This is a genomic window from Streptomyces atriruber, from assembly GCF_001418325.1.
GTDB classification, from domain to species: Bacteria; Actinomycetota; Actinomycetes; order Streptomycetales; family Streptomycetaceae; genus Streptomyces; species Streptomyces atriruber.
Genome location: NZ_LIPN01000195.1, coordinates 1 through 24,794 on the forward strand (window position 1 = coordinate 1; position 24,794 = coordinate 24,794).

The window sequence follows — 24,794 nt, forward strand, 5'->3', positions numbered from 1 at the left end:
CGAGAAGGGCCCCGGAGCTTTGAAAGCTCCGGGGCCCTTCTCGTCTCGTCCGTATCCAGGTGTTCCGGATCCAGGTGTATCCGGGCCGTCCCGGCAGCGCGTGCTAGAAGGGCTTGAAGTCGTCGTACGCCCGCTGGGCCTCGTCCCGCTCCGCCTCGCGGTCCCTGCGGCGCTGTGCGGCCGGGCGGGGCGCTTCGAGGCGGTGGTCCTCGCCACGGCGGCCGAGCATCTCCGCGCCGGCCATCATGGTCGGCTCCCAGTCGAAGACGACCGCGTTCTCCTCGGGGCCGATGGCGACGCCGTCGCCGTTGCGGGCGCCCGCCTTCATCAGCTCTTCCTCGACGCCGAGGCGGCTGAGACGGTCCGCGAGGTAGCCGACGGCCTCGTCGTTGTTGAAGTCGGTCTGGCGCACCCAGCGCTCCGGCTTCTCGCCGCGCACGCGGTACAGCGGCTCGCCGTCGGCGTCCTCGCGGGTGACCGTGAAGCCGCTGTCGTCCACGGCCTTGGGGCGGATGACGATGCGGGTCGCCTCCTCCTTCGGCTTCGCGGCACGCGCCTCGCCGACCAGCTCGGCGAGGGCGAAGGAGAGCTCCTTGAGGCCCTTGTGGGCGACGGCCGACACCTCGAAGACGCGGTAGCCGCGCTCCTCCAGGTCGGGCCTGACCAGGTCGGCGAGGTCCTGTCCGTCCGGCACGTCGATCTTGTTGAGGACGACGATGCGCGGCCGGTTCTCCAGGCCCGCGCCGTACTCCCGCAGCTCGGCCTCGATCACGTCGAGGTCGGAGACGGGGTCGCGGTCGGACTCCAGGGTCGCCGTGTCGAGCACGTGCACGAGCACGCTGCAGCGCTCGACGTGCCGCAGGAACTCCAGGCCGAGGCCGCGGCCCTGGCTGGCGCCCGGGATGAGGCCGGGCACGTCGGCGACGGTGTAGACGGTCGACCCCGCGGTCACCACGCCGAGGTTGGGGACCAGGGTCGTGAAGGGGTAGTCCGCGATCTTCGGCTTCGCCGCGCTCAGCACGGAGATCAGCGAGGACTTGCCCGCGCTCGGGTAGCCCACCAGGGCCACGTCGGCGACGGTCTTGAGTTCGAGGACGACGTCCCGCTCCTCGCCCGGCACGCCGAGGAGCGCGAAGCCGGGGGCCTTGCGGCGGGCGGAGGCGAGCGCCGCGTTGCCGAGGCCGCCGCGGCCGCCCTGGCCCGCGACGAAGGTGGTGCCCTGGCCGACCAGGTCCGCGAGGACGTTGCCCTGCTTGTCGAGGACGACCGTGCCGTCCGGCACGGGCAGGACCAGGTCCTGGCCGTCCTTGCCGGAGCGGTTGTCACCGGCGCCGGGCTGGCCGTTGGTGGCCTTGCGGTGCGGGCTGTGGTGGTAGTCGAGGAGCGTGGTGACGTCCTGGTCGACGACCAGGATCACGTCACCGCCCCGGCCGCCGTTCCCGCCGTCGGGACCGCCGAGCGGCTTGAACTTCTCACGGTGGACGGAGGCACAGCCGTGGCCCCCGTTACCCGCGGCGGCGTGCAGCTCGACGCGGTCCACGAAGGTGGTCATGGTTCGGTGCCTCCTGGGGGTCCCCCCACGCCTTCAAGGCAGAGGGGGCGTGCGGAAATGTCTTATCTGTAACACGCGAAAAGCGGACCTGCTTCCCGATCAACGGGAAGAGAGGTCCGCCCTCGCAGAACTCGCTCGACGAGCGCCCAGTCAGTCAGAAAGACGGACTCAGACGGCGACCGGAACGATGTTCACGACCTTGCGGCCACGGTGGGTACCGAACTCCACCGCACCCGCGGCCAGCGCGAACAGGGTGTCGTCCTTGCCGCGGCCGACGCCCGTGCCCGGGTGGAAGTGGGTGCCACGCTGGCGGACCAGGATCTCACCGGCGTTGACGGCCTGACCGCCGAAGCGCTTCACGCCGAGCCGCTGAGCATTGGAATCGCGCCCGTTCCGAGTGGACGATGCGCCCTTCTTGTGTGCCATCTTGTCTCAGTCCCTTACTTCGCAGCCGTGGGGATGCCGGTGATCTTGATCGCCGTGTACTGCTGACGGTGACCCTGACGACGGCGGTAGCCGGTCTTGTTCTTGTAGCGAAGGATGTCGATCTTCGCGCCCTTGTGGTGGTCCACGACCTCGGCCTGGACCTTGATGCCGGCCAGCACCCACGGGTCGCTGGTCACAGCGTCGCCGTCGACAACGAGCAGGGTCGAGAGCTCGACCGTGTCGCCAACCTTGGCAGTGGAAATCTTGTCAACCTCAACGATGTCGTCGACAGCAACCTTGTGCTGGCGACCACCGCTGCGCACGATGGCGTACACGCGGATCTCTCTCTCGCTCGGAACGGGACCCCCGCAGTCCAGCCGCCCGCGCAAGCGGAACGGCCTCTCTCATGACCTGGATCAGAAGAGGAAAAAGGTTTACAGGGGGCGGGCGCGCATAGGAACACGCCGACGGTCAAGGTTACGGGGCCGCCCCGGAAGGGTCAAACCGGCCCCGTACCCCCCGGTCACGTGACCGGATTCTCGCCGTCCGGCGGCAGCGGCTTGACGCCCTTGCACAGGTCAGTCTTGTCGGCGCTGCCCGGCCAGGCCACGGCCCGGGTGCGGTCGAAGTGCGAGCGGTACGTGTCGTGCACCGAGTCGTCGTCGATCTTGACGATCGCCTCGTCGTTCTCGCGGAGCGCCGGCGCCGTGTAGTTCTGCGAGCCGGTGAAGGAGACCTTGTTCCGCTTGCCGTCGTACACGCCGTCGACCAGCAGGTACTTCGAATGGATGATGTACGGCGTCGTGAGGCGGGTGCCGGGGTGCAGCGGGTCCCGGTCGTCGTTGTAGCAGCGCATGGACGGGCCGCCCGTCTTGTGCAGCTGCTCCCAGGTGCCCGGGGTGCCGTTCTGGCTCTTGGCGCTGTCCGTCTCCGCGTACAGGATGCTCACCGAGCAGCCGGCCTTCTTCAGCGAGACGAGCTTGTCGGCGATCTGCTTCCGCGTGATCTTGAAGATCGCGGCGCGGACCTTGGTGTGCTGCGTGGTGCCCGCGCTGTCCTTGTACGTGCACTTCACGTTGTTCAGGACCGAGTACATGGTGTCGGTCTCGTTGACCGTGCCGTTGCGCGGGAAGAAGTACGCCTTGTAGCGGCCGCTGCTGACCGTGCGGTAGTCCCAGTCCGCCCAGCGCTTGCCGAGCATGTCGGTGAAGTAGTCCGCGTACGCGTCGTACATGGCGGGGTTGTTCGGCAGCAGCAGCGCGTCGTTGAAGAACTTGGTGTGCGCCGACGGCGTCGAGTTCGACGTGGTCTGCACGACCACGTCCTTGGCGCCCTCGACCTCCGAGAACAGCCAGAACTTGTTGTGCATGATCGACTTGCCGTACCGCGGATCGCCCAGGCAGGACTTCCCGGTCGGGCAGAGCGACACGAACGACGACTTGGTCCTGTCCGTGCCGAGCGCCGTCTTCAGCGTGTTGTACGAGGTGTTCGTGGGCCGGTCGCTCTTGCTGGTCTCGTCGAGCAGCATCTGCACGTGCACGCCGCGGTTCTTGGCGTCGACGAGCGCGTTGACGACCGAGGCCTCCCACACGTGGTAGACCGCGACCTTGATCGTCGAGCCCGGCACCGCGGAGTTCGTCAGCTCGATCAGGCGGGCCCGGATCGCGTACTGCCCCTCGACGTCGCCCTTCGGGTCGTTGAAGATCGGCCCTTCCGTCCAGGTCGGCCCGGCGTCCGCCGACGCGGTCCCCACGGAGCCCGCGGCCTGGATCCCCGCCGCCGAAAGGACCGTGGCCAGCGCCACCGCCTGTCGACCGCCCTTGACCGGCTTCACCGCACGGTGTCGTCCCGTGCCTCTCAGGCGCCCGTGCGCCATCAGTCATCCCTCCCCCGGGCGCGGGCACGCCGTCTCCCCAAACACGTGCTTGCGCCCCTGTTCATTTATCAGACCTCATGAGTTTTACAGGTACACCCTTGGCCTCCAAGGCCGGGGCGTCCCACTTCACGCTTTCGGGCTTAAGTGACCCGTTTGCCGGACACAGCGGTGCCCCCTGCCCGGCGCGAACGCCGTTGCAGGGGGCACCGTCGTGCGAAGGGGTCAGGCCTCGTCGGCGCTCGCGGAGACACCGGACGGCGTCTGCTCCGCCGCCGCGGCCTTCTTCGCCGTCGCCTTCGTCGCCTTCTTGGCCGTCGTCTTCTTGGCGGCCGTCTTCTTGGCCGCGGTCTTCTTGGCGGCCGTCTTCTTCGCGGGCGCCTTCTTGGCCGCCGTCTTGCGCGCCGTCTTCTTGGCCGGAGCGGCTTCCTCGGCGGGCGCCTCGGTCTCCGTCACGGCCTTCTCGGCGGGCTTCTCGGCGGCCTTGTCAGCGGGCTTCTCCGCCGACGGGACCACCGTGACGGCCGCGTCGGCGGACGCGGTCGGCGCGGTGGCCTTGCGCACCGCACGGCGACGCGGACGCGGCGGCGCGGCGTCGGCGACGGGCGCCTCGGCCACGGGCTCGGTCACCGGCTCGGCGACCTGCTCCGCCTTCGGCGCCTCCGCCACGACGACCTCGGTGGCCTCGGGCTCCGCGGCCTTCGGCGAACCGGCGGGCGACGTCGCCTTGCGGACCGCACGACGGCGCGTACGTCCCTTCGGCGCGGCGTCGTCCGCAGGAGCGGCCGGAGCCTGAGCGGCCTTGGCCTCCGCCTCGTGCGCCGCCTCGACGGCAGCCGGGGTGCCCACCATCGGGTCCTCGACGGCCGGGGCCTCGGTGCGCGCGACCTCGGACTCGACGACCGGGACCTCGGCCGCCGCCTTCTCGGCCCGCTCCGCCTTCTCGGCGGCCTTGGCCTTCTTGCCCGACTTCTTCGCGCTCTTCGGGGCGTCGCCCTTGGGAGCGTCGGCCTTCGGGGCCTCCTCCACGGGAGCGGTCTCCGCGCGGGGAGCACCCGCGGGAGCCGACGCCCGACGCGTCGCGCGACGCCGCGAACGGCCACGGGACGACATGGCGGCCTCGGCCTCGGCCGCGCTGCTGTAGAGCTCCTCGTCCGCGACGAACTCGGGCTCGGGCAGCGCCACCGGAGCGGCCGTCTCGGCGGCGACCTCGGCCGCCGTCTCGGTCTCCGGCTCGGCGGAGCCGTCGGCCGACTCCACCTCGTGGGTGTGCTCGTGACCGTGGTCCTGCTGGTCCGAGCCGCCACGGCCACGCTTCTTGCGCTTGCCGCCGCCACCGACGGAGGTCGGCTGCTCCATGTGCACGATGACGCCACGGCCGTTGCAGTGGACGCAGGTCTCGGAGAAGGACTCCAGCAGGCCCTGTCCGACGCGCTTGCGGGTCATCTGGACCAGGCCGAGCGAGGTGACCTCGGCGACCTGGTGCTTGGTCCGGTCCCGGCCCAGGCACTCCAGGAGGCGCCGCAGGACCAGGTCCCTGTTCGACTCCAGGACCATGTCGATGAAGTCGATGACGACGATGCCGCCCAGGTCGCGCAGCCGCAGCTGGCGCACGATCTCCTCGGCCGCTTCGAGGTTGTTCCTCGTCACGGTCTCTTCGAGGTTGCCGCCCTGCCCGGTGAACTTGCCGGTGTTGACGTCGACGACGATCATCGCCTCGGTCTTGTCGATCACCAGCGAGCCGCCGCTCGGCAGCCAGACCTTGCGGTCCAGGGCCTTGGCGAGCTGCTCGTCGATCCGGTACGTCGCGAAGACGTCGACCTCGGACGTCCACTTGGAGAGGCGGTCCGCCAGGTCGGGGGCGACGTGCGAGACGTATCCGTGGATCGTCTGCCAGGCGTCGTCACCGCTGACGATGACCTTGGAGAAGTCCTCGTTGAAGATGTCGCGGACGACCCGGACGGTCATGTCCGGCTCGCCGTACAGCAGGCTCGGCGAGCTCGTCGAGGCCGCCTTCGACTTCTTCTGGATGTCCTCCCACTGCTGCTGCAGACGCTCGACGTCACGGCGCAGCTCGTCCTCGCTCGCGCCCTCGGCGGCGGTGCGCACGATGACGCCCGCGTCCTCGGGGACGATCTTCTTGAGGATGGTCTTCAGACGCGCGCGCTCGGTGTCGGGCAGCTTGCGGCTGATGCCGGTCATCGAGCCCTCGGGCACGTACACGAGGTAGCGGCCCGGCAGGGAGACCTGGCTGGTCAGACGGGCGCCCTTGTGGCCGATCGGGTCCTTCGTGACCTGCACGAGGACCGACTGGCCGGACTTCAGGGCGGACTCGATGCGCCGGGGGCCGTTGGCCATCCCGAGCGCCTCGAAGTTGACCTCACCGGCGTACAGGACGGCGTTGCGGCCCTTGCCGATGTCGATGAACGCGGCCTCCATGGACGGCAGCACGTTCTGGACCTTGCCCAGGTAGACGTTGCCGACGTACGAGGTGGCCTGCTCCTTGTTGACGTAGTGCTCCACGAGCACGTTGTCCTCAAGGACGCCGATCTGGGTGCGCTCGCCGTTCTGACGGACGACCATCACGCGCTCGACGGCCTCGCGGCGGGCCAGGAACTCTGCCTCGGTGATGATCGGGACGCGGCGGCGACCCTGCTCCCGGCCCTCGCGGCGGCGCTGCTTCTTGGCCTCCAGACGGGTCGAGCCCTTGATGGACTGGACCTCGTCGGCACCGGTGCCGGGCTCGCGCTCTTCCTTCTTGCGCGGCTCCCGGACCTTGACGACCGTACGCTCCGGGTCGCCGTCGCCCGGCTCGCCCTCGGCGGAGTCACCGGCACGACGGCGGCGACGGCGACGGCGACGGCTGCTGCTGGAGCCGGACCCGCCGGACTCCGCGGCCGAGTCCTCGGCGTCCTCGGACTCCTCTGCGTCCTGCTCGGCGGCGTCGGACGCCCCCTCGTCGGACCGCTCCGCCTGCTCGGCGGCGGTGTCGTCGGACTCGCCCGACGCGTCGTTCTGCTCGCTGTCCTGGTCGGCGGAGTCACCGCGGCGACGGCGGCGGCCACCGCGACGGCGACGGCGGCCCTGGCGCTCGCCGGACTCCTCCGTGTCGTCGTCGGACTCGGCCTGCTCGGCGGCGGCCTCCTCGGGCTCCTCGGCCTGCGGCTCCTCGGCGGCGGCCTTGACGGGCTCGCGCTCCTCGGCGGCCGCGGGCTGCTCGTCCGCGGCGCGACGGCGGCGGCGACGGCGCGGCGTCGTCTCCTCCTCGGCGACCGGGGCGGGCTCGGCGGGCGTCTCCTCGGCGGCCTCGGCGGCGGCCGCCGCGGCGGCGCGCTCCGGGGTCTGGAACATCGGCTCGGCGAAGACCGGGGCCTGGAAGACGGCGACGGCGGGGCGGGCGGCCTTGCGTCCGCTGTCCTCGCCGGACTCCTCGGCGCGCTGGGCCTTGCGGGCCTTCTGCGCGGACGGCGCGGAGAATCCGGTGGCCGCGGCCTTGCGGGTGGCGCGGCGGCGACGGCCACGGGGCGCGTCGTCCTCGGCGGTGTCGGCGGCGGCTTCCTCGACGGGAGCCTTCTCGGCCGGTGCCTTCTCGGCGGCCGGCTGCTCGGCGGGCTCCGCGGCCACCTCCTGCTCGGCGGCCTGCGGCGCACCGGCGGGGGCGGAGGCGCCGCGGGTGGCGCGACGGCGCGCACGACCCTTCGGCGCGTCCTCCTCGGCGACCGGCTGAGCCTGCGCGGGAGTCTCCTCGACGGCGGCAGCGGTCTCCTCGACGGCGGCCTGCGGCTCCCCGGCGGGGGCGGAGGTGCCACGGGTGGCGCGACGGCGCGCACGACCCTTCGGCGCGTCCTCTTCAGCGACCGGCTGAGCCTGCGCGGGAGTCTCCTCGGCGACCGGCTGAGTCTGCGCGGGAGTCTCCTCGACGGCGGCCTGCGGCGCACCGGCGGGGGCCGAGGCGCGACGGGTCGCACGGCGGCGCGCACGCGGCGCGGGGGCAGCCTCCGCGGCCTCGGCGGCTTCCTCCTCCTGCGCGGGCTCCGCCTCTGCGGCAGGCGCGGGGGCGGCGCCCGCGGCGGGCTCCGTCGCCTCGGTGGCCTGCGGCGCACCGGCGGGAGCGGAGGCGCGACGGGTCGCACGACGGCGCGCACGCGGCGCGGGGGCCTCGACGGCCTCAGGTGCTGCTGCGGTCTCCTCGGCCTCGGCGGCGGGAGCCTCTTCGGCGGCGGGGGCGGCCGGTATGGCCGGAGCGGCGGCTTCGGCGGCGCCCGTCGGCGGGCCCGCCGGACGCGACGCGGCGCGGCGCCTGCGGCGCGGCGGCAGGGTGTCGCTGGGGGTGTTGTTGTCCGAGCCCTCAGTGGGTTCGTTCGGCTCAAGCATGCGGGCGGTTCTCCCGTCACGCTCCCGGGCGCCGCGCCTGGTCCGGTGATGTCCACGGCTCGCGCTAGGTGCGCGGGGCCGCCATCCGGGGGCGTGGGCGCCGCACGGGAGCTCTATGTCTTGTCTCGCCGGTTCCGTACGCCCATGTGCGGACGGCCTGGCGAAAGTCTCGGTCAGTGCGCTGCCCGACCCAGGTGGCTCCCGAGTACGAGGGCTGCGCGGTGACGTACGTCCTTAACGGGGGCCTTCCGGCGCCGGCGCCTTCGCGGCGGCAGGTACGGCGGCCGTGGGTGGAGCGGCCGTGTCTGCCTCGCGGTCGGGCGCGAGCGGGTCGGTCACCGTGCCGGTCTCTTCATCGAAAAGCCCCTGCGCCAGCCTGGTCACCGCTGCGGGGACCGGCGGCGCCAGGTCGGCCACAGCTCGGAGACCGGACAGGACGTCGTCAGGTCGTACGGCAGGTGTCACGTGCCGAACAACCAGCCGCAGTATCGCACAGGGCTTGTCGGTCGGCCTATCAGCGTCGTCAGCGGGGAGTCCGCTGTCGACCGTCGCCAGGCTCACCACGGCCTCGCGTGCGTCGAAGGTGCGCATGCCGTTCTTCGTGCGGCGTTGGACCTCGACCTGCTCCGCGGCCGTGAACCGCTCGGCGGCGTGCTGCGCCGTGGCGGGCTCCACGCCGTCCAGGCGCAGCTCCCAGACGGAGGCTGTCAGCCGGTCGGCGAGCCCCGAGGTGCGGGACTCGACGGCGTCGACGATGTCGAGCCCGGCGGGCATCGACTCGTCGAGGAGCTCGCGGAGCTTGTCCGGGTCGCGCGGTGCGGTGAGCGCGATCTCCAGGTACTCGGCCTCACTGCCCGTGCCGGTGGGTGCGGCATTGGCGTACGACACCTTGGGGTGCGGGGTGAACCCCGCCGAGTACGCCATGGGCACCTCGGCGCGGCGCAGCGCACGCTCGAAGGCGCGCTGGAAGTCACGGTGGCTGGTGAACCGGAGGCGGCCGCGCTTGGTGTAGCGCAGTCGGATGCGCTGCACCGCGGGTGCGGGCGGCGGGCCTACGGGCTGTCGCTTGCCCAGTGTCGTCAGTCCTTCATGAGTGCGGTCGTACTACTGCCTAGAGTACGTGCCTCCGGCGTGTCGGGTTCCCGCCGGGCCACGGGTTGCGGTGCCCCGAAGAGCATGCGTCGTACGTCGGCCCGTGCCTGGCGGATGCTGCCGCGGGCCGAGGCGAGGGCGAGGCGCGTGGTGCGGCCGACGCCGCGGGCGGCCGCGGCGGCGGGGCGCCACACCGCGTCGCGGACGACGTGCCCGATGGGGGTGAGCACCGAGCGGTACGCCCAGCGCACCGGCTCGACGAAGATCCACCGAAGGAGGGTGCCGAGGAAGCGGCCCACGACGAGGGAAACGTGCCCGGCGATGCGCCATGCGTGTCCGAAGGCGTCGCCGATCTCCCGCGCGACGACGGCGATCGCCCGCCCGACGGGGGCGAGCACCCAGCGCCACAGGGCGACGACGGGCACGACGAAGACCCAGCGGAAGAGCGTCGCGACGCCGTGTCCGAGCGGCGTCAGCACGGCCTCGTACAGCCACACCACGGGCACCACGACCAGCGTCCGCACCAGCCAGGCGATCCCGACCCCGACCGGCACGACCACGTACCGCCACAGCCCCACCCACGGCCACACGAACACGGCCTTGCCCAGCCACACCAGGGAGACCCAGAGGCCGTGCCCGAGCGGCCGCAGCACGTGCGCGTGGAGCCATGCGGCGGGGATGACGAGCAGGACCCGGCCCAGCCAGGCGATGCCGTGTCCGATCGGGGTCAGCACGCGCGCGTAGAGCCACGCCAGGGGGACGACGAACAGCGTGCGGCCCAGCCATCCGAGGGCCTTGCCGATCGGCACGAGCACATACCGCCACAGGGCCACCCACGGCCACACGAAGACCGCCTTGCACAGCCACGTCAGGACGGCGCCGATACCGCGGCCGACGGGCCGCAGCGCGTTGCGGTACAGGAAGTGGCCGCACACGGCGAGCGCGTCCCACACCAGGCGCACGGGGACGACGAGCACGAGCACGACGATGCGCACCGGGATGCGGATCGCGACGGCGAGACAGCCTTCGGCCTGCGCGGGCGCCATGGGCTGCACGGGCGGCTCGGCGGGCGGCGCGGGCTGCGCGGGCACTGTCGGCCGCGCAGGCGTCACGGGCTGCCCGACCTGCCCGTCGGGCCGTTTTTCCAGGTCCATGCTGTCCTAGACGCGCGGGACGCCGGTTCGGATCCAGTACCGCAGTTTCCCGCTGCGCTCGTCCTCGAACGTGCCGCCCGCCGCCTCGATGACCTTGCGCGAGCCGATGTTGTCGGTGTCGCAGGTCACCAGGACGGATTCCAGGCCGAGTCCCGCGGCGTGCGGGAGGCAGGCGCGCAGCATGTCGGTGGCGTGGCCGCGGCGTCGGGCGGTGGGCCTGACGTCGTAGCCGATGTGGCCGCCGTACTCGCGCAGGAAGCGGGTGGCGACGGTGTGGCGGACGGAGATGCGGCCCACGTAGTCGGCGCCGTCGACGTACCAGAGGGTCGTGACGGGGACGGCGAGCGGTGCGATGGGATGCGCGGCGGCGCGGACCTCGGCGACGTACGCCTCGAAGACCGCACGGTCCCGCCATCGCGTGCCGTAGTCGCGCAGGGCGGCGCCGAGCGTCGTGTCGTCGCCGGGCCCGCCCTGCCCTTCGGCCCGGAGCTCCTCCATCGCGGCGATGAAGGAGCGGTGCACCAGGCCGGTGGGCGGGGCGAGTCGGGGCAACGGAGGTCCGGCGCTACTTCACGACCGTGAGCGGCAGCAGCTTCTTGCCGGTCGGGCCGATCTGGATCTCGGTCTGCATCTGCGGGCAGACGCCGCAGTCGAAGCACGGCGTCCAGCGGCAGTCCTCGACCTCGGTCTCGTCGAGCGAGTCCTGCCAGTCCTCCCAGAGCCAGTCCTTGTCGAGACCGGAGTCCAGGTGGTCCCAGGGCAGCACTTCTTCGTAGGTGCGCTCGCGCGTGGTGTACCAGTCGACGTCCACGCCCACCTCGGGCAGCGTCTTCTCGGCACACCGCATCCAGCGCTCGTACGAGAAGTGCTCGCGCCAGCCGTCGAAGCGACCGCCCTCTTCATAGACGGCGCGGATGACGGCGCCGATGCGGCGGTCGCCGCGCGAGAGCAGGCCCTCGACGATGCCGGGCTTGCCGTCGTGGTAGCGGAAGCCGATCGAGCGGCCGTACTTCTTGTCGCCGCGGATCTTGTCGCGGAGCTTCTCCAGGCGGGCGTCCGTCTCCGCGGCCGACAGCTGCGGGGCCCACTGGAAGGGCGTGTGCGGCTTGGGGACGAAGCCGCCGATCGACACCGTGGCACGGATGTCGTTCGATCCCGAGGCCTCGCGGCCCTTCTGGATGACCTTCGTCGCCATGTCGGCGATCTGCAGGACGTCCTCGTCGGTCTCGGTCGGCAGGCCGCACATGAAGTACAGCTTCACCTGGCGCCAGCCGTTGCCGTACGCGGTCGAGACGGTGCGGATGAGGTCTTCCTCGGACACCATCTTGTTGATGACCTTGCGCATGCGCTCGGAGCCGCCCTCGGGGGCGAAGGTCAGGCCCGACCTGCGGCCGTTCCTGGTCAGCTCGTTGGCGAGGTCCACGTTGAACGCGTCGACGCGGGTCGAGGGGAGGGACAGGCCGATCTTGTCCTCCTCGTACCGGTCGGCGAGGCCCTTGGCGACGTCGGCGATCTCGCTGTGGTCGGCGGAGGAGAGCGAGAGCAGGCCGACCTCTTCGAAGCCGGTCGCCTTGAGACCCTTGTCGACCATCTCGCCGATGCCGGTGATGCTTCGCTCCCGCACGGGACGCGTGATCATGCCGGCCTGGCAGAAGCGGCAGCCCCGGGTGCAGCCGCGGAAGATCTCCACGGACATGCGCTCGTGGACGGTCTCGGCGAGCGGGACGAGGGGCTGCTTGGGGTAGGGCCACTCGTCGAGGTCCATGACGGTGTGCTTGGACACGCGCCACGGCACGCCGCTGCGGTTGGGCACGACGCGGCCGATGCGGCCGTCCGGGAGGTACTCGACGTCGTAGAACCCCGGGACGTAGACCGAGCCGGTCCTGGCGAGGCGGAAGAGGACCTCCTCGCGGCCGCCGGGACGGCCCTCCGCCTTCCAGGCGCGGATGATCTCCGTCATGTCGAGCACGGCCTGCTCGCCGTCGCCGATGATCGCGGCGTCGATGAACTCGGCGATCGGCTCGGGGTTGAAGGCGGCGTGACCGCCCGCGAGCACGATCGGGTCCTCGACGGTGCGGTCCTTGGCCTCCAGCGGGATGCCCGCGAGATCCAGGGCGGTGAGCATGTTCGTGTAGCCGAGCTCGGTGGAGAAGCTCAGGCCGAAGACGTCGAACGCGCCGACCGGGCGGTGCGAGTCGACGGTGAACTGCGGCACCTGGTGCTCACGCATCAGGGCCTCCAGGTCCGGCCACACGCTGTAGGTGCGCTCGGCGAGCACGCCCTCGCGTTCGTTGAGGACCTCGTAGAGGATCATGACGCCCTGGTTGGGCAGCCCCACCTCGTACGCGTCCGGGTACATGAGCGCCCAGCGGACATCGCAGGATTCCCACGGCTTGACGGTGGAGTTCAGCTCACCGCCGACGTACTGGATGGGCTTCTGCACATGCGGGAGCAGAGCTTCGAGCTGTGGGAAGACCGATTCGGCAGACATCGCGAACCTTCATGAGCTGGCAGGGGTGACCATCAAGCGTACCCCGGCGTTCAGGCGCCCAGCGCCGACCGCACTTTCGCCCGGGACGCCTCGGCCCACACCTCGGGCAGCTCGCGCTCGCGGTCCCTGCCCGCCGCCTCCTCCTGGCCGTACAGCAGGCCCCAGGTGAAAGCGGACTCCCCGGCCAGATGCGCCTGGATGGCGAGGGCGCGCAGGGCCTCGCGCGCGACGACGCTGTCCTGGTGGTCGCCGAGCACCTTCTGCACGGACTTCATCCGCTTGGCGAACCGCTTGGCGGGCTTGCCGAGCGCGGGGGTCGCCGCCTCGCCCGCGTACCGGGCGCGCTTGGCGGCCTTGCGGGCGTCGTGCAGAGCCAGGTCGCGCTCGTGGCCCGGGGGCAGGTCCAGGGCGTGCTCGACGCGGGTGGCCAGCCGGGCGTAGTCCTTGAGGGCCGCCGTGGTCAGGGCCTTCTCCGGCGGCGCGGTGGCCGCGGAGCGCAGCGGGGGCGCGGCGAGCAGGGCGTCCAGGCTGTCCAGGAGGGCGAGGTAGCGCTTGCCGTCCAGGACGGCGACCGTCCTGCGCCGGGAGCCCGCGCGGCGGGCCACGGTCCAGATGCGCAGCCGTCCGCGCACCGGGCCGAGGAGGAGGGTCCTCGGCAGCGCGCCGATGCGGCCGGTGAGCCGCTCGGTGAGGACTTCCCGGTCGCGGTCGACGCCCAGCTCTGCCGCGAGCCACTTGAGTTCGTCGCCGACGGGGTCGGTGACGGTCCGGTCGAGGATCTTCCGGTACGACTTGAAGGCGCTGCGCATCCGGCGGGTGGCGACCCGCATCTGGTGCACGGAGTCGGGCAGGTCGCGGCGGACGGCGGGGTCGAGCGAGACGAGGGCGTCGCGCTGGGCGCGGAGGTGGGTGAGGACGTGGTCGCCCGCGGTGACGGGGGTGTCGTCCTCGAGGTGGACGACGGCGTGGCCCGTGCCCTCCTCGTCGGTCCATTGGGTCCCGGGGTCCCGCGGCGCCGTCGTCCGCAGCGCCCGGCCCAGCTTGGAGGACCACATCGAGCGCTGTACGCCCGCTTTCCGGAGCTTCTTGTCGACCTTGTCGAGGAGTTTCGGGTCGCCGTCGTCGGCGAGCTCGACCTCCAGCTCGGACCAGCCGATCCGCTCCCCGCCGGGGGCGCACCGCTCCGCCCGCACCGCGTCGAGGCTGACCTCGGCGAGCAGGGCGCCCTCCTCGTCGACGAGGTGGCGCACGTGGCGCGAGGTCTCCAGGCGCAGCAGCGGCACCAGTTCGGCCTCGCGCACCCGGGCCCGCACGAGACCGCGCAGCGCCCGCGGCACCGCTTCGGAGAGCGGCGCCCGGACCTCGTCCCGCACGCCCTCAGCGAGCGACACCGGGAGCTTCAGGTGCCAGCCCGCGTCGTGGCCTCCCGTGCGGCGCCGCAGCGTGATCGAGGCCGCGGCGAGACGTTGGTCGGGGGTGTCCCAGTAGACGGCGTCCAGTTCCGCCGTGCCTCTGTCCACGACGTCCGCGACCCCGGTGACCCTGGAGAGGTCGGGCAGCTCGGTGCCCGCAGTGACGTCGTACTTCCGCTCGATCTCGCGCTTCGTCTCCGCCATGAACTGAATCTAGACGCGAAAGACGAAGGCAAACATGCCTGCGGCAGCCCTAGGCCGACATCGGTCGTTGCACCTTGATCGACTGGAGCAGCCCGACCGCCACCCAGACCGCGAACATCGATGTGCCTCCGTAGGAGACGAAGGGCAGCGGAAGGCCCGCGACCGGCATGATGCCGAGGGTCATCCCGATGTTCTCGAAGGCCTGGAAGGCGAACCACGCGATGATTCCGGCGGCCACGATGGTGCCGTAGAGCTCGGTGGTCTCGCGGGCGATGCGGCAGGCCCGCCACAGGACGATGCCGAGCAGGACCAGGATCGCGCCCGCGCCCACGAAGCCGAGCTCCTCGCCCGCGACGGTGAAGACGAAGTCGGTCTGCTGTTCGGGGACGAACTGGCCGGTGGTCTGGGAGCCCTTGGTCAGGCCCGTGCCGGTGAGGCCGCCGGAACCGATGGCGATGCGGGCCTGATTGGTGTTGTAGCCGACGCCTGCCGGGTCGAGGGCGGGGTTGGCGAAGGCCGCGAAGCGCGCGATCTGGTAGTCGTCCAGGATGCCGAGCTGCCATATGGCGACACCGCCGAGGGCCCCGGCGCCGAGCAGGCCGAGGACCCAGCGGTTGGAGGCGCCGGAGGCCAGCAGGACGCCGAGCACGATCATCACCATGACCATGACCGAGCCCAGGTCGGGCATCAGCATGACGATCATGATCGGCACGGCGGCGAGGCCGAGGGCCTGCAGCACCGTGCGGTGGTCGGGGTGCTCTTTGTCGCCCGCGTCGACGCGGGCGGCGAGCAGCATCGCCATGCCCAGGATGATCGTGATCTTGCAGAACTCGGACGGCTGGAGCGACTGGCCCGCGATCACGATCCAGGCGTGGGCGCCGTTGATGGTCGCGCCGAGCGGGGTCAGGACGAGCAGCACCAGGAAGACCGAGACGCCGTAGAGGATCGGCACCGCGGTGCGCAGCGTGCGGTGGCCGAGCCAGATCGTGGCCGCCATCAGGGCCAGGCCGACGCCGACGTTGATGATGTGCTTGACCAGGAAGGCGTACGGGTCGTCGCCGACGAGTTCCGTGCGGTTGCGGGTCGCCGAGTAGACGAGCGCGGAGCCGATCACGGAGAGCGCGAGGGCGCAGAGCAGTATCACCCAGTCGAGCCTGCGCACCACCGAGTCGCGGGCGAGGAGCCGCGACATCCCGGAGCGCTCCGGGCCGTACCCGGAGACGGAGAAGCCACTGCCGGTCATCAGTCACGCCTCCAGTTGGCCGGGGCACCGGCCAGCTCCTGCTCCCCGGCCGGCGGCTTGGGCGCCTCGGGCTTGTACGGCTTGATCTTCGGGGCGTCGATGGAGCCGTCGGTCTCGATCTTCGGCAGGTTCTTCTCCGGCTCGGGCAGGAGGGCCTTCCTCAGGTCCTGCTTGCCGTCGTCGTCCAGGCCGTAGATCGCGTTGTAGATCTTGCGGACGGCGGGTCCCGAGGCACCGGAACCCGTACCGCCCTGGGCGATGGTCATGACGATCGAGTAGTCCTTGGTGTACGTCGCGAACCACGAGGTGGTCTGCTTGCCGTAGACCTCGGCGGTACCCGTCTTGGCGTGCATCGGGATCTTGTCCTGCGGCCAGCCCTGGAACCGCCAGGCGGCCGTACCGCGCGTCGCGACGTCCGCGAGGGCACCGTCTATGTCCTTCCGGAGCGCCGCGTCCATCGGCAGCTTGCCGTGCGACTTCGGCGCGATCTCCTCGACCTGCTTGCCGTCGGCGCTGATGATCGCCTTGCCGACGGTGGGGTTGTACATGGTGCCGCCGTTGGCGATGGCGCTGTAGATCGACGCCATCTGTATCGGCGTGACGAGGGTGTCGCCCTGTCCGATGGAGTAGTTGACGGAGTCACCGGCGCGCATCTTCATGCCTTCGAGGCAGTTCTCGTACGCGATGCGCTCGGCGTACTCGCCGCCCTTCTTGCCCTGCTTGCACCAGGCGTCCTTGTTGGCCTTCCAGTAGTCCTTCTTCCACTGGCGGTCGGGGACGCGGCCGGCGACCTCGTTCGGGAGGTCGATGCCGGTCTCCTTGCCGAGGCCGAACTCGTGGGCGGTGCGGTAGAACCAGTCGTTGGGGTCCTTCTTGGGCTTGTTGCCGCCGTCCTTGGCCCACTGGTCGTGCGACAGCTTGTAGAAGACGGTGTCGCACGAGACCTCGAGGGCCTGGCCGAGGGTGATGGAGCCGTGGCCCTTGGACTCGAAGTTCTTGAAGGTCTGGCCGCCGATGGAGTACGAGCTGGGGCACGGGTAGCGGCCGTTGAACCGGTATCCGGCCCGGACCGCCGCGGTCGTCGGGATGACCTTGAAGATGGAGCCGGGCGCCGCCTGGCCCTGGATGGCGCGGTTCAGCAGCGGGTAGTTGGACTGCTTGCCGGTGAGCCGGGAGTAGTCCTTGCCGGAGATGCCGCCGACCCAGGCGTTCGGGTCGTACGTCGGGTTGGAGGCCATGGAGACGATGCGTCCGGTCTTGTTCTCCATGACGACGACGGCGCCCGCGTCGGCCTTGTAGTTCTCGCCGGTGTTCTTGTCGAACTCGTGGCGGGCCTTCTTCATCGCGTCGTTCAGCCAGTACTCGGAGACGGCCTGCACGCGCGCGTCGATGCTCGTCACGACGTTCGCACCGGGCTTCGCGTCGTCGGACTCGGCCTCGCCGATGACGCGGCCGAGGTTGTCGACCTCGTACCGGGTCACGCCCGCCTTGCCGCGCAACTGCTTGTCGTACGTCCGCTCCAGGCCGGAGCGGCCGACCTGGTCGGAGCGGAGGAACGGCGAATCGCTGTTCTCGGCCTTCTTGATCTCCTCGTCCGTGACGGGCGAGAGATAGCCGAGGACCTGGGCGGTGTTGGACTTGCCGGGGGCGGCGTACCGACGGACGGCCGTGGGCTCGGCGGTGATGCCGGGGAAGTCCTCGGAGCGCTCGCGGATCTGCAGGGCCTGCTTGGGCGTGGCCTCGTCGGTGATCGGGATGGGCTGGTACGGCGAGCCGTTCCAGCAGGGCTGCGGCGTCTTGGCGTCGCAGAGGCGGACCTTGCCCTCGACGTCCTCGGGCTTCATGTCCAGGACGTCGGCGAGCTTGGTGAGGACCGCCTTGCCGTCGTCCTTCATCTTCATCAGGTCGGTGCGGGACGCGGAGACGACGAGCCGGGTCTCGTTGTCGGCGATCGGCACGCCGCGGGCGTCCAGGATCGAACCGCGCACGGCCGGCTGGACGACCTGCTGGACGTGGTTGCCGGAGGCCTCCTCCGCGTACTCGTCGCCGTTGCGGATCTGGAGGTACCAGAGGCGGCCGCCGAGGGTGAGCAGGAGGGAGACGACGAGGATCTGGATGATGACGAGGCGGATCTGGACCCGTGGGGTCCGTCCCGTCTCGGGGATGTTGGTCACTGGTGCCTCCCCCTCTCAGTGTGCGTACGGGTAGTACGTGTACACGCCCAAGCTGTGCGTTCGCGCAGCCCCGTGCGGGGCCGACTGAGTGGCGCTCACAGGCGCTTGACCCCCTTGATGCGTCCGGCGCGGGCGACGCGGGCCTTGGCCGCCTTCGCCCGCAGGCCGCCGCGCTGGTTGCCGATGCGCAGTCCGGTGCCGGACGAGAGCCAGCCGGCGGAGACGTCGGCCGCCTTGTTGGCCGGTGAACTCTCCCCCAGCGGGTCGTTGTCGGCGCGCCGGGCCAGCGCGATGATCAGCGGCACCGTGAAGGGCGCGAGCAGCAGGTCGTAGAGCGCGGCGGTGAACAGGAGCCCGACCAGGCCCACATGGCGGGCCGCGGTGTCGCCGACGAGGGAGCCGACGCCCGCGTACAGCAGCGTCGATCCGATGGCGGCGCCGACGACCACGACGAGCGGCCCGGTGGCGGAGCGGAGCCGGCCGCCGTCGGGCTTGGCGAGGCCCGCGAGGTAGCCGATGACGCAGAGCACCAGTGCGTACCGCCCGGCGGCGTGGTCGGCGGGCGGCGCCAGGTCGGCCAGGAGGCCCGCGCCGAAGCCGACGAGGGCGCCGCCGACGTGGCCGTAGACCAGGGCGAGTCCGAGGACGGTGAGCAGGACGAGGTCCGGGACCGCACCCGGCAGCTGGAGCCGGGCCAGGACGCTGACCTGGACGACCAGGGCGACGACGACGAGGGTGGCGGACAGCAGGATTCGGTTGAAGCGCATGAGTCCGGTCTCCTACTGCTCGTCGTTGCCGTTGTCGGCGCCGTCCGCCGGGGGCTGGCCCGACGGGGTGGCCGTGACGGTCACCGTCGGGGTCGGCTTGGGCTTTTCGGGCTTCTTCGGCAGGACCGTGTCGCGCGGGTCCTCGCGGGGCGCTTCGACGACGACACCGACGATGTCGAGCTTGGTGAACCCGACGTACGGCTTCACGTAGACGTTGCGGGTGAGGTCGCCGCCCGAGGGGTCGACGCGGACGATCTCACCGACCGGGACGCCCGGCACGAACGGCTTGTCCTTGCGCGAGCCGAAGGTCACCAGGCGGTCGCCCTTCTTGACCTTGGCCTTGCCGTTGAGCAGCTGGACGGAGAGCGGACGGTCGCCCTGTCCGGTCGCGAAGCCGAGCTCGTCGGTCTTCTCCATGCGGGTGCCGACGGTGAAGTCGGGGTCGTTGGCGAGCAGGACGGTCGAGGTGTTCGGGCCGACCGTGGTGACGCGGCCGACCAGGCCGTCGCCGTTCAGGACGGTCATGTCCCGCTTGAGTCCGTCGTTGGCGCCGGCGTCGATGGTGACGGTCCAGGAGAAGCCCTGGGCCGCTCCTATGCCGATGACCTCGGCGCCCTTGATGCCGTACTGCCCGGCGCCCGCCGTCTTCAGCATGCTGTCGAGCTGGCGCACCCGGCTGCGGTTGCGGTCGTCGCTGCCGAGCTTGGCCTTCAGCGCGGCGTTCTGGCGCTCCAGGTCGGCGATGCGGTTGTGGCGCTCACCGGAGTCGCGCACCGCGCCGATGGCGTTGCCGATCGGGTCGACGGCGGAGGACATGCCCTCCTCGACCGGCCCGAAGACGGTGGCGGCGGCCTGGCGGGCACCGTCGACCGGTGAGTCCTCGCCGCCGCGGATGTCCACCGTGATCAAAGCGAACGCGATGGCTACCAGCAGCACCAGGAGCAGCCGGCTCTCTCGTGTGTCCCTCACGTGCGGCGGCGTGCCTTCCTCAATCGGATTCCGTGGAGTCTGCGGGATCCACGGGCTTCGGGGGAATTGTCGTGCCTTGCCTCTATATCAACGATCCGCCGCACGAGTTGGCAGGCACTCGTACGGCGGATCTTCGCGCGTCAGATCATCTGCGCGGCTGGGCGTCCAGCACCTGCTGCAACGCCTCGAACTCCTCGACACACTTTCCGGAGCCAAGCGCCACGCTGTCCAGCGGGTCCTCGGCGATGTGGATCGGCATGCCGGTCTCCCGGCGCAGCCGCTCGTCGAGGCCGCGCAGCAGGGCGCCGCCACCGGTGAGAACGATGCCGCGGTCCATGACGTCACCCGACAGCTCGGGCGGGCACTTGTCGAGGGTGGTCTTGACCGCGTCCACGATCGCGTTGACCGGCTCCTCGATGGCCTTGCGGACCTCGGCGGCGGAGATGACGACGGTCTTGGGCAGCCCGGAGACCAGGTCCCGGCCGCGGATCTCGGTGTGTTCGTCGGCGTCCATGTCGTACGCCGAGCCGATGGTGATCTTGATCTGTTCGGCGGTGCGCTCGCCGAGGAGGAGGGAGTACTCCTTCTTGATGTGCTGGATGATCGCGTTGTCCAGCTCGTCGCCGGCGACGCGGATCGACTGTGCCGTGACGATTCCGCCGAGGCTGATGACCGCGACCTCGGTGGTGCCGCCACCGATGTCCACCACCATGTTGCCCGTGGCCTCGTGGACCGGCAGGCCGGAACCGATGGCCGCGGCCATGGGCTCCTCGATGATGTGCACCTGGCGCGCGCCGGCCTGCGAGGAGGCCTCGATGACGGCGCGGCGCTCGACGCCCGTGATGCCGGAGGGCACGCAGACGACGACACGCGGGCGGGCGAGGTAGCGCCGCTTGTGGATCTTCAGGATGAAGTAGCGGAGCATGCGCTCGGTGATCTCGAAGTCGGCGATGACGCCGTCCTTCAGCGGACGCACGGCAACGATGTTGCCGGGCGTGCGCCCGATCATCTTCTTCGCTTCGGCGCCGACCGCGAGGATGCCACCGGTGTTGGTGTTGATCGCGACGACGGACGGCTCGTTGAGTACGATCCCCCGACCCCTGACGTACACCAGCGTGTTGGCGGTCCCGAGGTCGACAGCCATGTCACGGCCGATGAACGACATGTTGTTCCCCATGAGGATGCGTCTGGCCTTCCCTAGTGGAGCGTGTGATGGCTTTTTAGGTAGGCGAGGTGGGTGCTGTGTGGCAGTGGAGGCTTCCATCGTAGTCTCGGCTGCGCGAACACGGCGCTAGGGTCTTCGCCATTGTCAGCAGATGATGGGCCGCCTCGCCCTTGGAGACGTGCCATCGGAGGCACGGGTTCCCCCAATTGGGGCGCATATGCCAAAGGACGGCCGAATTCCTTCGGCCGCCCCTGGCTGGAACAGCGCGCTTCTGACCCGGGGTCAGAAGGCTGTACGTCGGGCTAGACGACACCCGGGAAGAAGATCTTGAGCTCGCGCTCCGCGGACTCCTCGGAGTCCGAGGCGTGGATCAGGTTCTCCCGGACGATCGAGCCGAAGTCGCCGCGGATCGAACCGGGCGCCGCGGCGATCGGGTCGGTCGGACCGGCGAGCGCGCGCACGCCCTCGATGACCCGCTCGCCCTCGACGACGAGCGCGACGACGGGACCGGACGACATGAAGGCGACCAGCGGCTCGTAGAAGGGCTTGCCCTTGTGCTCGCCGTAGTGCTGCTCCAGGGTGTCCTGGTCCAGCGAACGCAGCTCCAGCGCGGAGATCGTCCAGCCCGCCTTGCGCTCGATGCGGCCGATGATCTCGCCGATCAGGCCACGACGGACGGCGTCGGGCTTCAGCAGGACGAGGGTGCGCTGGCTCATGTGCGGCTCCAAGGGGTGTTCGTACGATCTTTGCGATCAGGTGGGATTGGGCCGCACGATACCGGGGTCGGCTACGCCGCGTTACCTCCGGCCTCCGGCTGTCCGTCCGCCATGGCCGCGAAGCGGGCCTTCGCCTCGTCGATCTTGCGGCCGAAGTGCACCGAAGCCCACCAGATCCCGGCGAAGACCGCCCCCAGGAAGAACATCGTCGGCACCACGAACCCGCTCGCGATCAGCGCGACCTGCAGGGCCCAGCCGAGCTGCACCCCGCCCGGCCGCGTGACCATCCCGCAGAGCAGGAGGCTCAGCACCATCGCGATGCCGCAGACCGTCCAGACCGTGCCCATGGACAGGTCGTCGTCCTTCATGGCGACCAGACCCGCGAAGCCGATCACGAAGAACTCGCCGATCAGCGTCGAAGCACAGAGGGTACGCACAGGAAATCAGCCTCTCCCCAGAAGCAGTCGGGCCTCGCCGACCGTGATGACGGAACCAGTGACGAGGACGCCGCCGCCCGCATACTCCCCCTCTTCCTCGGCGAGGGTGATCGCCGCCTCCAGCGCGTCGTCCAGGCGCGGCTCGACCTGCACGCGGTCGTCGCCGAAGACCTCGACGGCGAGTCCGGCGAGCGCGTCCGCGTCCATCGCACGGTGGCTGGAGTTCTGTGTGACGACGACCTCGGCGAAGATCGGTTCGAAGGCTTCGAGGAGCCCCTTCACGTCCTTGTCGTCGCTCGCGCCGACCACGCCGATCAACCGGCTGAAGTCGAAGACCTCGCTGATCGCGGCGGAGGTGGCGCGGGCGCCCGCCGGGTTGTGCGCGGCGTCCAGGACGATGGTGGGCGAACGGCGCACCACCTCCAGGCGGCCCGGCGAGGAGACCGTGGCGAACGCCTTGCGGATCGTGTCGATGTCCAGCGGGCGCGCGTGCTGCGAGCCGATGCCGAAGAACGCCTCGACGGCGGCGAGCGCCACCGCGGCGTTGTGCGCCTGGTGCTCGCCGTGCAGCGGCAGGAACACCTCCTCGTACTCCCCGCCGAGGCCGCGCAGCGTCAGGAGCTGGCCGCCGACCGCCACCTGACGGGCGACGACGCCGAACTCCAGGCCCTCGCGGGCGACCGTCGCGTCGACCTCGACGGCCTTCTTCAGGAGGACCTGCGCGGCGTCCACCGGCTGCTGGGCCATGATCACCGTGGCGTCCGGCTTGATGATGCCGGCCTTCTCCTTGGCGATCTCGCCCGGCGTGTTGCCGAGGCGGTCCGTGTGGTCCAGGTCGATGGGGGTGACGACGGCGACGGAGCCGTCGATCACGTTCGTCGCGTCCCAGCTGCCGCCCATGCCGACCTCGACGACGGCCACGTCCACGGGGGCGTCGGCGAAGGCCGCGTACGCCATGCCGGTGAGGACCTCGAAGAAGGAGAGGCGGTACTCCTCCTTGGCGTCGACCAGCTCCACGTACGGCTTGATGTCTTCGTACGCTTCCACGAAACGCTCGGCCTCGATGGGGGCGCCGTCCAGGCTGATCCGCTCGGTGATCGACTGGACGTGGGGCGAGGTGTACCGCCCGGTGCGCAGCTCGAAGGCAGAGAAGAGGGCCTCGATCATGCGGGCCGTGGACGTCTTGCCGTTCGTGCCCGTGATGTGGATCGAGGGGTACGCACGCTGGGGCTCGCCCAGGACGTCCATCAGTGCGGCGATGCGGCGGACGGAGGGCTCGAGCTTCGTCTCGCCCCAGCGGCCCGCGAGCTCCGTCTCCACCTCACGCAGCGCGCGGTCCACCTCCGGGTCGGTGGGGCGCGCGGGCACATCGCTCTGGGGCGGGCCCGCCTGGGTGCGCAGGGTGCGGCTGCCCGCCTCGATCACTGCGAGGTCGGGGGTTGGGGTCTCCCCTGCTCGAGCGGAGTCGAGAGCTTGGGGACGGTCCGTCTCGGCATCGACGATCTCGTCGAAGGGGTCGGCGTCGGCGGGGCGGTCGGCATGGTCGTCGCGCGGGGGGAGATCACTCACGTACGCCAGTCTACGGAGCGGCACCGACACACGCGGTCCGGACCGCCCCCTCGGGCCTCGGGACCTTCGTCGGGACCTTCGGCCCGTCCGATTCGGGACCTTAGTCCCTCCGGATCGGGAAGCCGCCGGGCAAACTTGGCGATCATGGACATAGGTATCGACCTCGGCACTGCGAACACCCTCCTTTACGTGCGCGGCAAGGGGATCGTGCTCAATGAGCCGTCGGTGGTCGCCGTGCGCGCGGACAAGGGCGGCAAGAGCGGGGTGCTCGCCGTGGGGGCGGAGGCCAAGGAGACCATCGGGCGGACGCCCGGGTCCATCACCGCCATCCGCCCGCTGCGCGACGGCGTGATCAGCGACTACGAAGCGGCCGAGGAGCTGATCCGGCACTTCGTGCGCAAGGCCGTGCCGGGGCGCAGGCCCCGTACCCGCATGGTCGTCTGCGTGCCGAGCGGTGTCACACCCGTCGAGCGGCGCGCGATCGTGCACGCCTCGCAGCGGGCCGGGGCGCGGGCCGTGCACCTGGTCGAGGAGCCGATGGCGGCGGCCATCGGCGCGGGCCTGCCCGTCGCCGAGCCCCGCGGATCGATGGTCGTCGACATCGGCGGCGGGACGACCGAGGTCGCGGTGATCTCCCTGGGCGGCATCGTCACCTCCCAGTCGCTGCGGGTGGGCGGCGACCGGCTCGACGCGGCGATCACCGACTTCGTCCGCAAGGAGCACGCGCTGCTCATCGGCGAGCGCACCGCCGAGGACATCAAGGTCGGCATCGGGTCGGCGTGGCCGGTGCCGGGCGAGGACGCCCTGGAGATGCGGACGTTCACCGTGCGGGGGCGGGAGAAGGTGGGCGGGCTCCCGAAGACGCTGGACCTGACGGCGCGTGAGGTGCGGGCCGCGCTCGACGAGCCCGTCGAGCACATCATCGCGGCCGTGAAGACGACCCTGGAGGAGTGCCCGCCGGAGCTGTCCGGCGACATCATGGAGCACGGGATCGTGCTGACGGGCGGCGGGGCGCTGCTGCCGGGGCTCGACCTGCGGCTCGCCTCGGCGACGGGGATACCGGTGTTCGTGGCCGAGGATCCGCTGGACAGCGTCGCGATGGGGTGCGGGAAGTGCGTCGAGGACTTCGACGGGCTGGAGCGGGTGATGTCGGCGGCGTAGGGGGGGGCTGACGGG

The 24,794-nt window shown here is 70.9% G+C and carries 19 protein-coding genes; 1 reads left to right on the forward strand and 18 read right to left on the reverse strand.

From position 1 onward, the window contains the following. Positions 1-103: 103 nt before the first annotated feature. The 18 genes from obgE to folC form a co-directional block, all read right to left on the reverse strand. Entirely contained in the window at positions 104-1,552 is a 1,449-nt protein-coding gene (gene obgE / locus AOK03_RS21500) for a GTPase ObgE (RefSeq protein WP_055566948.1), read from the reverse strand. A gap of 168 nt (positions 1,553-1,720) precedes the next feature. Further along, positions 1,721-1,978, reverse strand: coding sequence for a 50S ribosomal protein L27 (rpmA, locus tag AOK03_RS21505; protein ID WP_055566949.1), 258 nt, complete (start codon positions 1,976-1,978; stop codon positions 1,721-1,723). A gap of 14 nt (positions 1,979-1,992) precedes the next feature. Further along, positions 1,993-2,313 carry a 50S ribosomal protein L21 gene (gene rplU / locus AOK03_RS21510; RefSeq protein ID WP_055566950.1) on the reverse strand — a complete coding sequence of 107 codons (321 nt, stop codon included), beginning with the start codon at positions 2,311-2,313 and terminating at the stop codon, positions 1,993-1,995. Between the two features lie 188 nt (positions 2,314-2,501). Beyond that, complete coding sequence (locus AOK03_RS21515; RefSeq protein WP_055566951.1) at positions 2,502-3,854, reverse strand: phospholipase D-like domain-containing protein; 1,353 nt, start codon at positions 3,852-3,854, stop codon at positions 2,502-2,504. Between the two features lie 222 nt (positions 3,855-4,076). Further along, the gene (locus tag AOK03_RS21520) at positions 4,077-8,225 is read right to left on the reverse strand and encodes an Rne/Rng family ribonuclease (protein ID WP_055566952.1); all 4,149 of its coding nucleotides are present in this window, start codon (positions 8,223-8,225) and stop codon (positions 4,077-4,079) included. A gap of 234 nt (positions 8,226-8,459) precedes the next feature. Continuing rightward, positions 8,460-9,257: a TIGR03936 family radical SAM-associated protein gene (locus tag AOK03_RS21525; protein ID WP_055566953.1), complete on the reverse strand. Its 798-nt coding sequence runs from the start codon at positions 9,255-9,257 to the stop codon at positions 8,460-8,462. 47 nt (positions 9,258-9,304) lie between these two features. Then, positions 9,305-10,471 carry a hypothetical protein gene (locus tag AOK03_RS21530; RefSeq protein WP_425264396.1) on the reverse strand — a complete coding sequence of 389 codons (1,167 nt, stop codon included), beginning with the start codon at positions 10,469-10,471 and terminating at the stop codon, positions 9,305-9,307. 6 nt (positions 10,472-10,477) lie between these two features. Continuing rightward, the gene (locus AOK03_RS21535; RefSeq protein ID WP_341845818.1) at positions 10,478-11,023 is read right to left on the reverse strand and encodes a GNAT family N-acetyltransferase; all 546 of its coding nucleotides are present in this window, start codon (positions 11,021-11,023) and stop codon (positions 10,478-10,480) included. 13 nt (positions 11,024-11,036) lie between these two features. Continuing rightward, a complete protein-coding gene (locus AOK03_RS21540; RefSeq protein ID WP_055566954.1) occupies positions 11,037-12,962 on the reverse strand; it encodes a TIGR03960 family B12-binding radical SAM protein in 1,926 nt (641 codons plus the stop codon). Positions 12,963-13,012: 50 nt separating this feature from the next. Next, positions 13,013-14,578, reverse strand: coding sequence for a CYTH and CHAD domain-containing protein (locus AOK03_RS21545; protein WP_055566955.1), 1,566 nt, complete (start codon positions 14,576-14,578; stop codon positions 13,013-13,015). A 49-nt stretch (positions 14,579-14,627) separates the two neighbouring features. Further along, positions 14,628-15,821 (reverse strand): rod shape-determining protein RodA, encoded by a 1,194-nt coding sequence (gene rodA, locus AOK03_RS21550; RefSeq protein ID WP_055566956.1) that lies wholly within the window; start codon positions 15,819-15,821, stop codon positions 14,628-14,630. Next, on the reverse strand, positions 15,821-17,995 hold the full coding sequence (mrdA, locus tag AOK03_RS21555) for a penicillin-binding protein 2 (protein ID WP_055566957.1): 2,175 nt from the start codon (positions 17,993-17,995) through the stop codon (positions 15,821-15,823). Before mrdA ends, rodA begins: the two co-directional genes overlap by 1 nt. A 95-nt stretch (positions 17,996-18,090) precedes the next feature. Then, a complete protein-coding gene (mreD, locus tag AOK03_RS21560) occupies positions 18,091-18,762 on the reverse strand; it encodes a rod shape-determining protein MreD (RefSeq protein WP_055566958.1) in 672 nt (223 codons plus the stop codon). Positions 18,763-18,774: 12 nt separating this feature from the next. Beyond that, positions 18,775-19,731 (reverse strand): rod shape-determining protein MreC, encoded by a 957-nt coding sequence (mreC, locus tag AOK03_RS21565; RefSeq protein WP_055566959.1) that lies wholly within the window; start codon positions 19,729-19,731, stop codon positions 18,775-18,777. 145 nt (positions 19,732-19,876) lie between these two features. Beyond that, complete coding sequence (locus AOK03_RS21570; RefSeq protein WP_030362602.1) at positions 19,877-20,896, reverse strand: rod shape-determining protein; 1,020 nt, start codon at positions 20,894-20,896, stop codon at positions 19,877-19,879. Positions 20,897-21,198: 302 nt separating this feature from the next. Further along, positions 21,199-21,612 (reverse strand): nucleoside-diphosphate kinase, encoded by a 414-nt coding sequence (gene ndk / locus AOK03_RS21575; RefSeq protein ID WP_055566960.1) that lies wholly within the window; start codon positions 21,610-21,612, stop codon positions 21,199-21,201. 71 nt (positions 21,613-21,683) lie between these two features. Further along, positions 21,684-22,049: a DUF4233 domain-containing protein gene (locus AOK03_RS21580; RefSeq protein ID WP_055566961.1), complete on the reverse strand. Its 366-nt coding sequence runs from the start codon at positions 22,047-22,049 to the stop codon at positions 21,684-21,686. A gap of 6 nt (positions 22,050-22,055) precedes the next feature. Then, complete coding sequence (gene folC, locus AOK03_RS21585; RefSeq protein WP_055566965.1) at positions 22,056-23,618, reverse strand: bifunctional tetrahydrofolate synthase/dihydrofolate synthase; 1,563 nt, start codon at positions 23,616-23,618, stop codon at positions 22,056-22,058. 144 nt (positions 23,619-23,762) lie between these two features. Between folC and AOK03_RS21590 the strand changes: the two genes are divergently transcribed. Then, positions 23,763-24,779, forward strand: coding sequence for a rod shape-determining protein (locus AOK03_RS21590; protein ID WP_107098055.1), 1,017 nt, complete (start codon positions 23,763-23,765; stop codon positions 24,777-24,779). Positions 24,780-24,794: the final 15 nt, after the last annotated feature.

Coding starts and splice junctions, on each gene's coding strand:
- mreD (WP_055566958.1), bottom strand. CDS start 18,762: ATGCGCTTCAACCGAATCCTGCTGTCCGCCACCCTCGTCGTCGTCGCC.
- obgE (WP_055566948.1), bottom strand. CDS start 1,552: ATGACCACCTTCGTGGACCGCGTCGAGCTGCACGCCGCCGCGGGTAAC.
- AOK03_RS21530 (WP_425264396.1), bottom strand. CDS start 10,471: ATGGACCTGGAAAAACGGCCCGACGGGCAGGTCGGGCAGCCCGTGACG.
- AOK03_RS21515 (WP_055566951.1), bottom strand. CDS start 3,854: ATGGCGCACGGGCGCCTGAGAGGCACGGGACGACACCGTGCGGTGAAG.
- rodA (WP_055566956.1), bottom strand. CDS start 15,821: ATGACCGGCAGTGGCTTCTCCGTCTCCGGGTACGGCCCGGAGCGCTCC.
- AOK03_RS21590 (WP_107098055.1), top strand. CDS start 23,763: ATGGACATAGGTATCGACCTCGGCACTGCGAACACCCTCCTTTACGTG.
- AOK03_RS21545 (WP_055566955.1), bottom strand. CDS start 14,578: ATGGCGGAGACGAAGCGCGAGATCGAGCGGAAGTACGACGTCACTGCG.
- AOK03_RS21540 (WP_055566954.1), bottom strand. CDS start 12,962: ATGTCTGCCGAATCGGTCTTCCCACAGCTCGAAGCTCTGCTCCCGCAT.
- rpmA (WP_055566949.1), bottom strand. CDS start 1,978: ATGGCACACAAGAAGGGCGCATCGTCCACTCGGAACGGGCGCGATTCC.
- ndk (WP_055566960.1), bottom strand. CDS start 21,612: ATGAGCCAGCGCACCCTCGTCCTGCTGAAGCCCGACGCCGTCCGTCGT.
- AOK03_RS21570 (WP_030362602.1), bottom strand. CDS start 20,896: ATGTCGTTCATCGGCCGTGACATGGCTGTCGACCTCGGGACCGCCAAC.
- AOK03_RS21520 (WP_055566952.1), bottom strand. CDS start 8,225: ATGCTTGAGCCGAACGAACCCACTGAGGGCTCGGACAACAACACCCCC.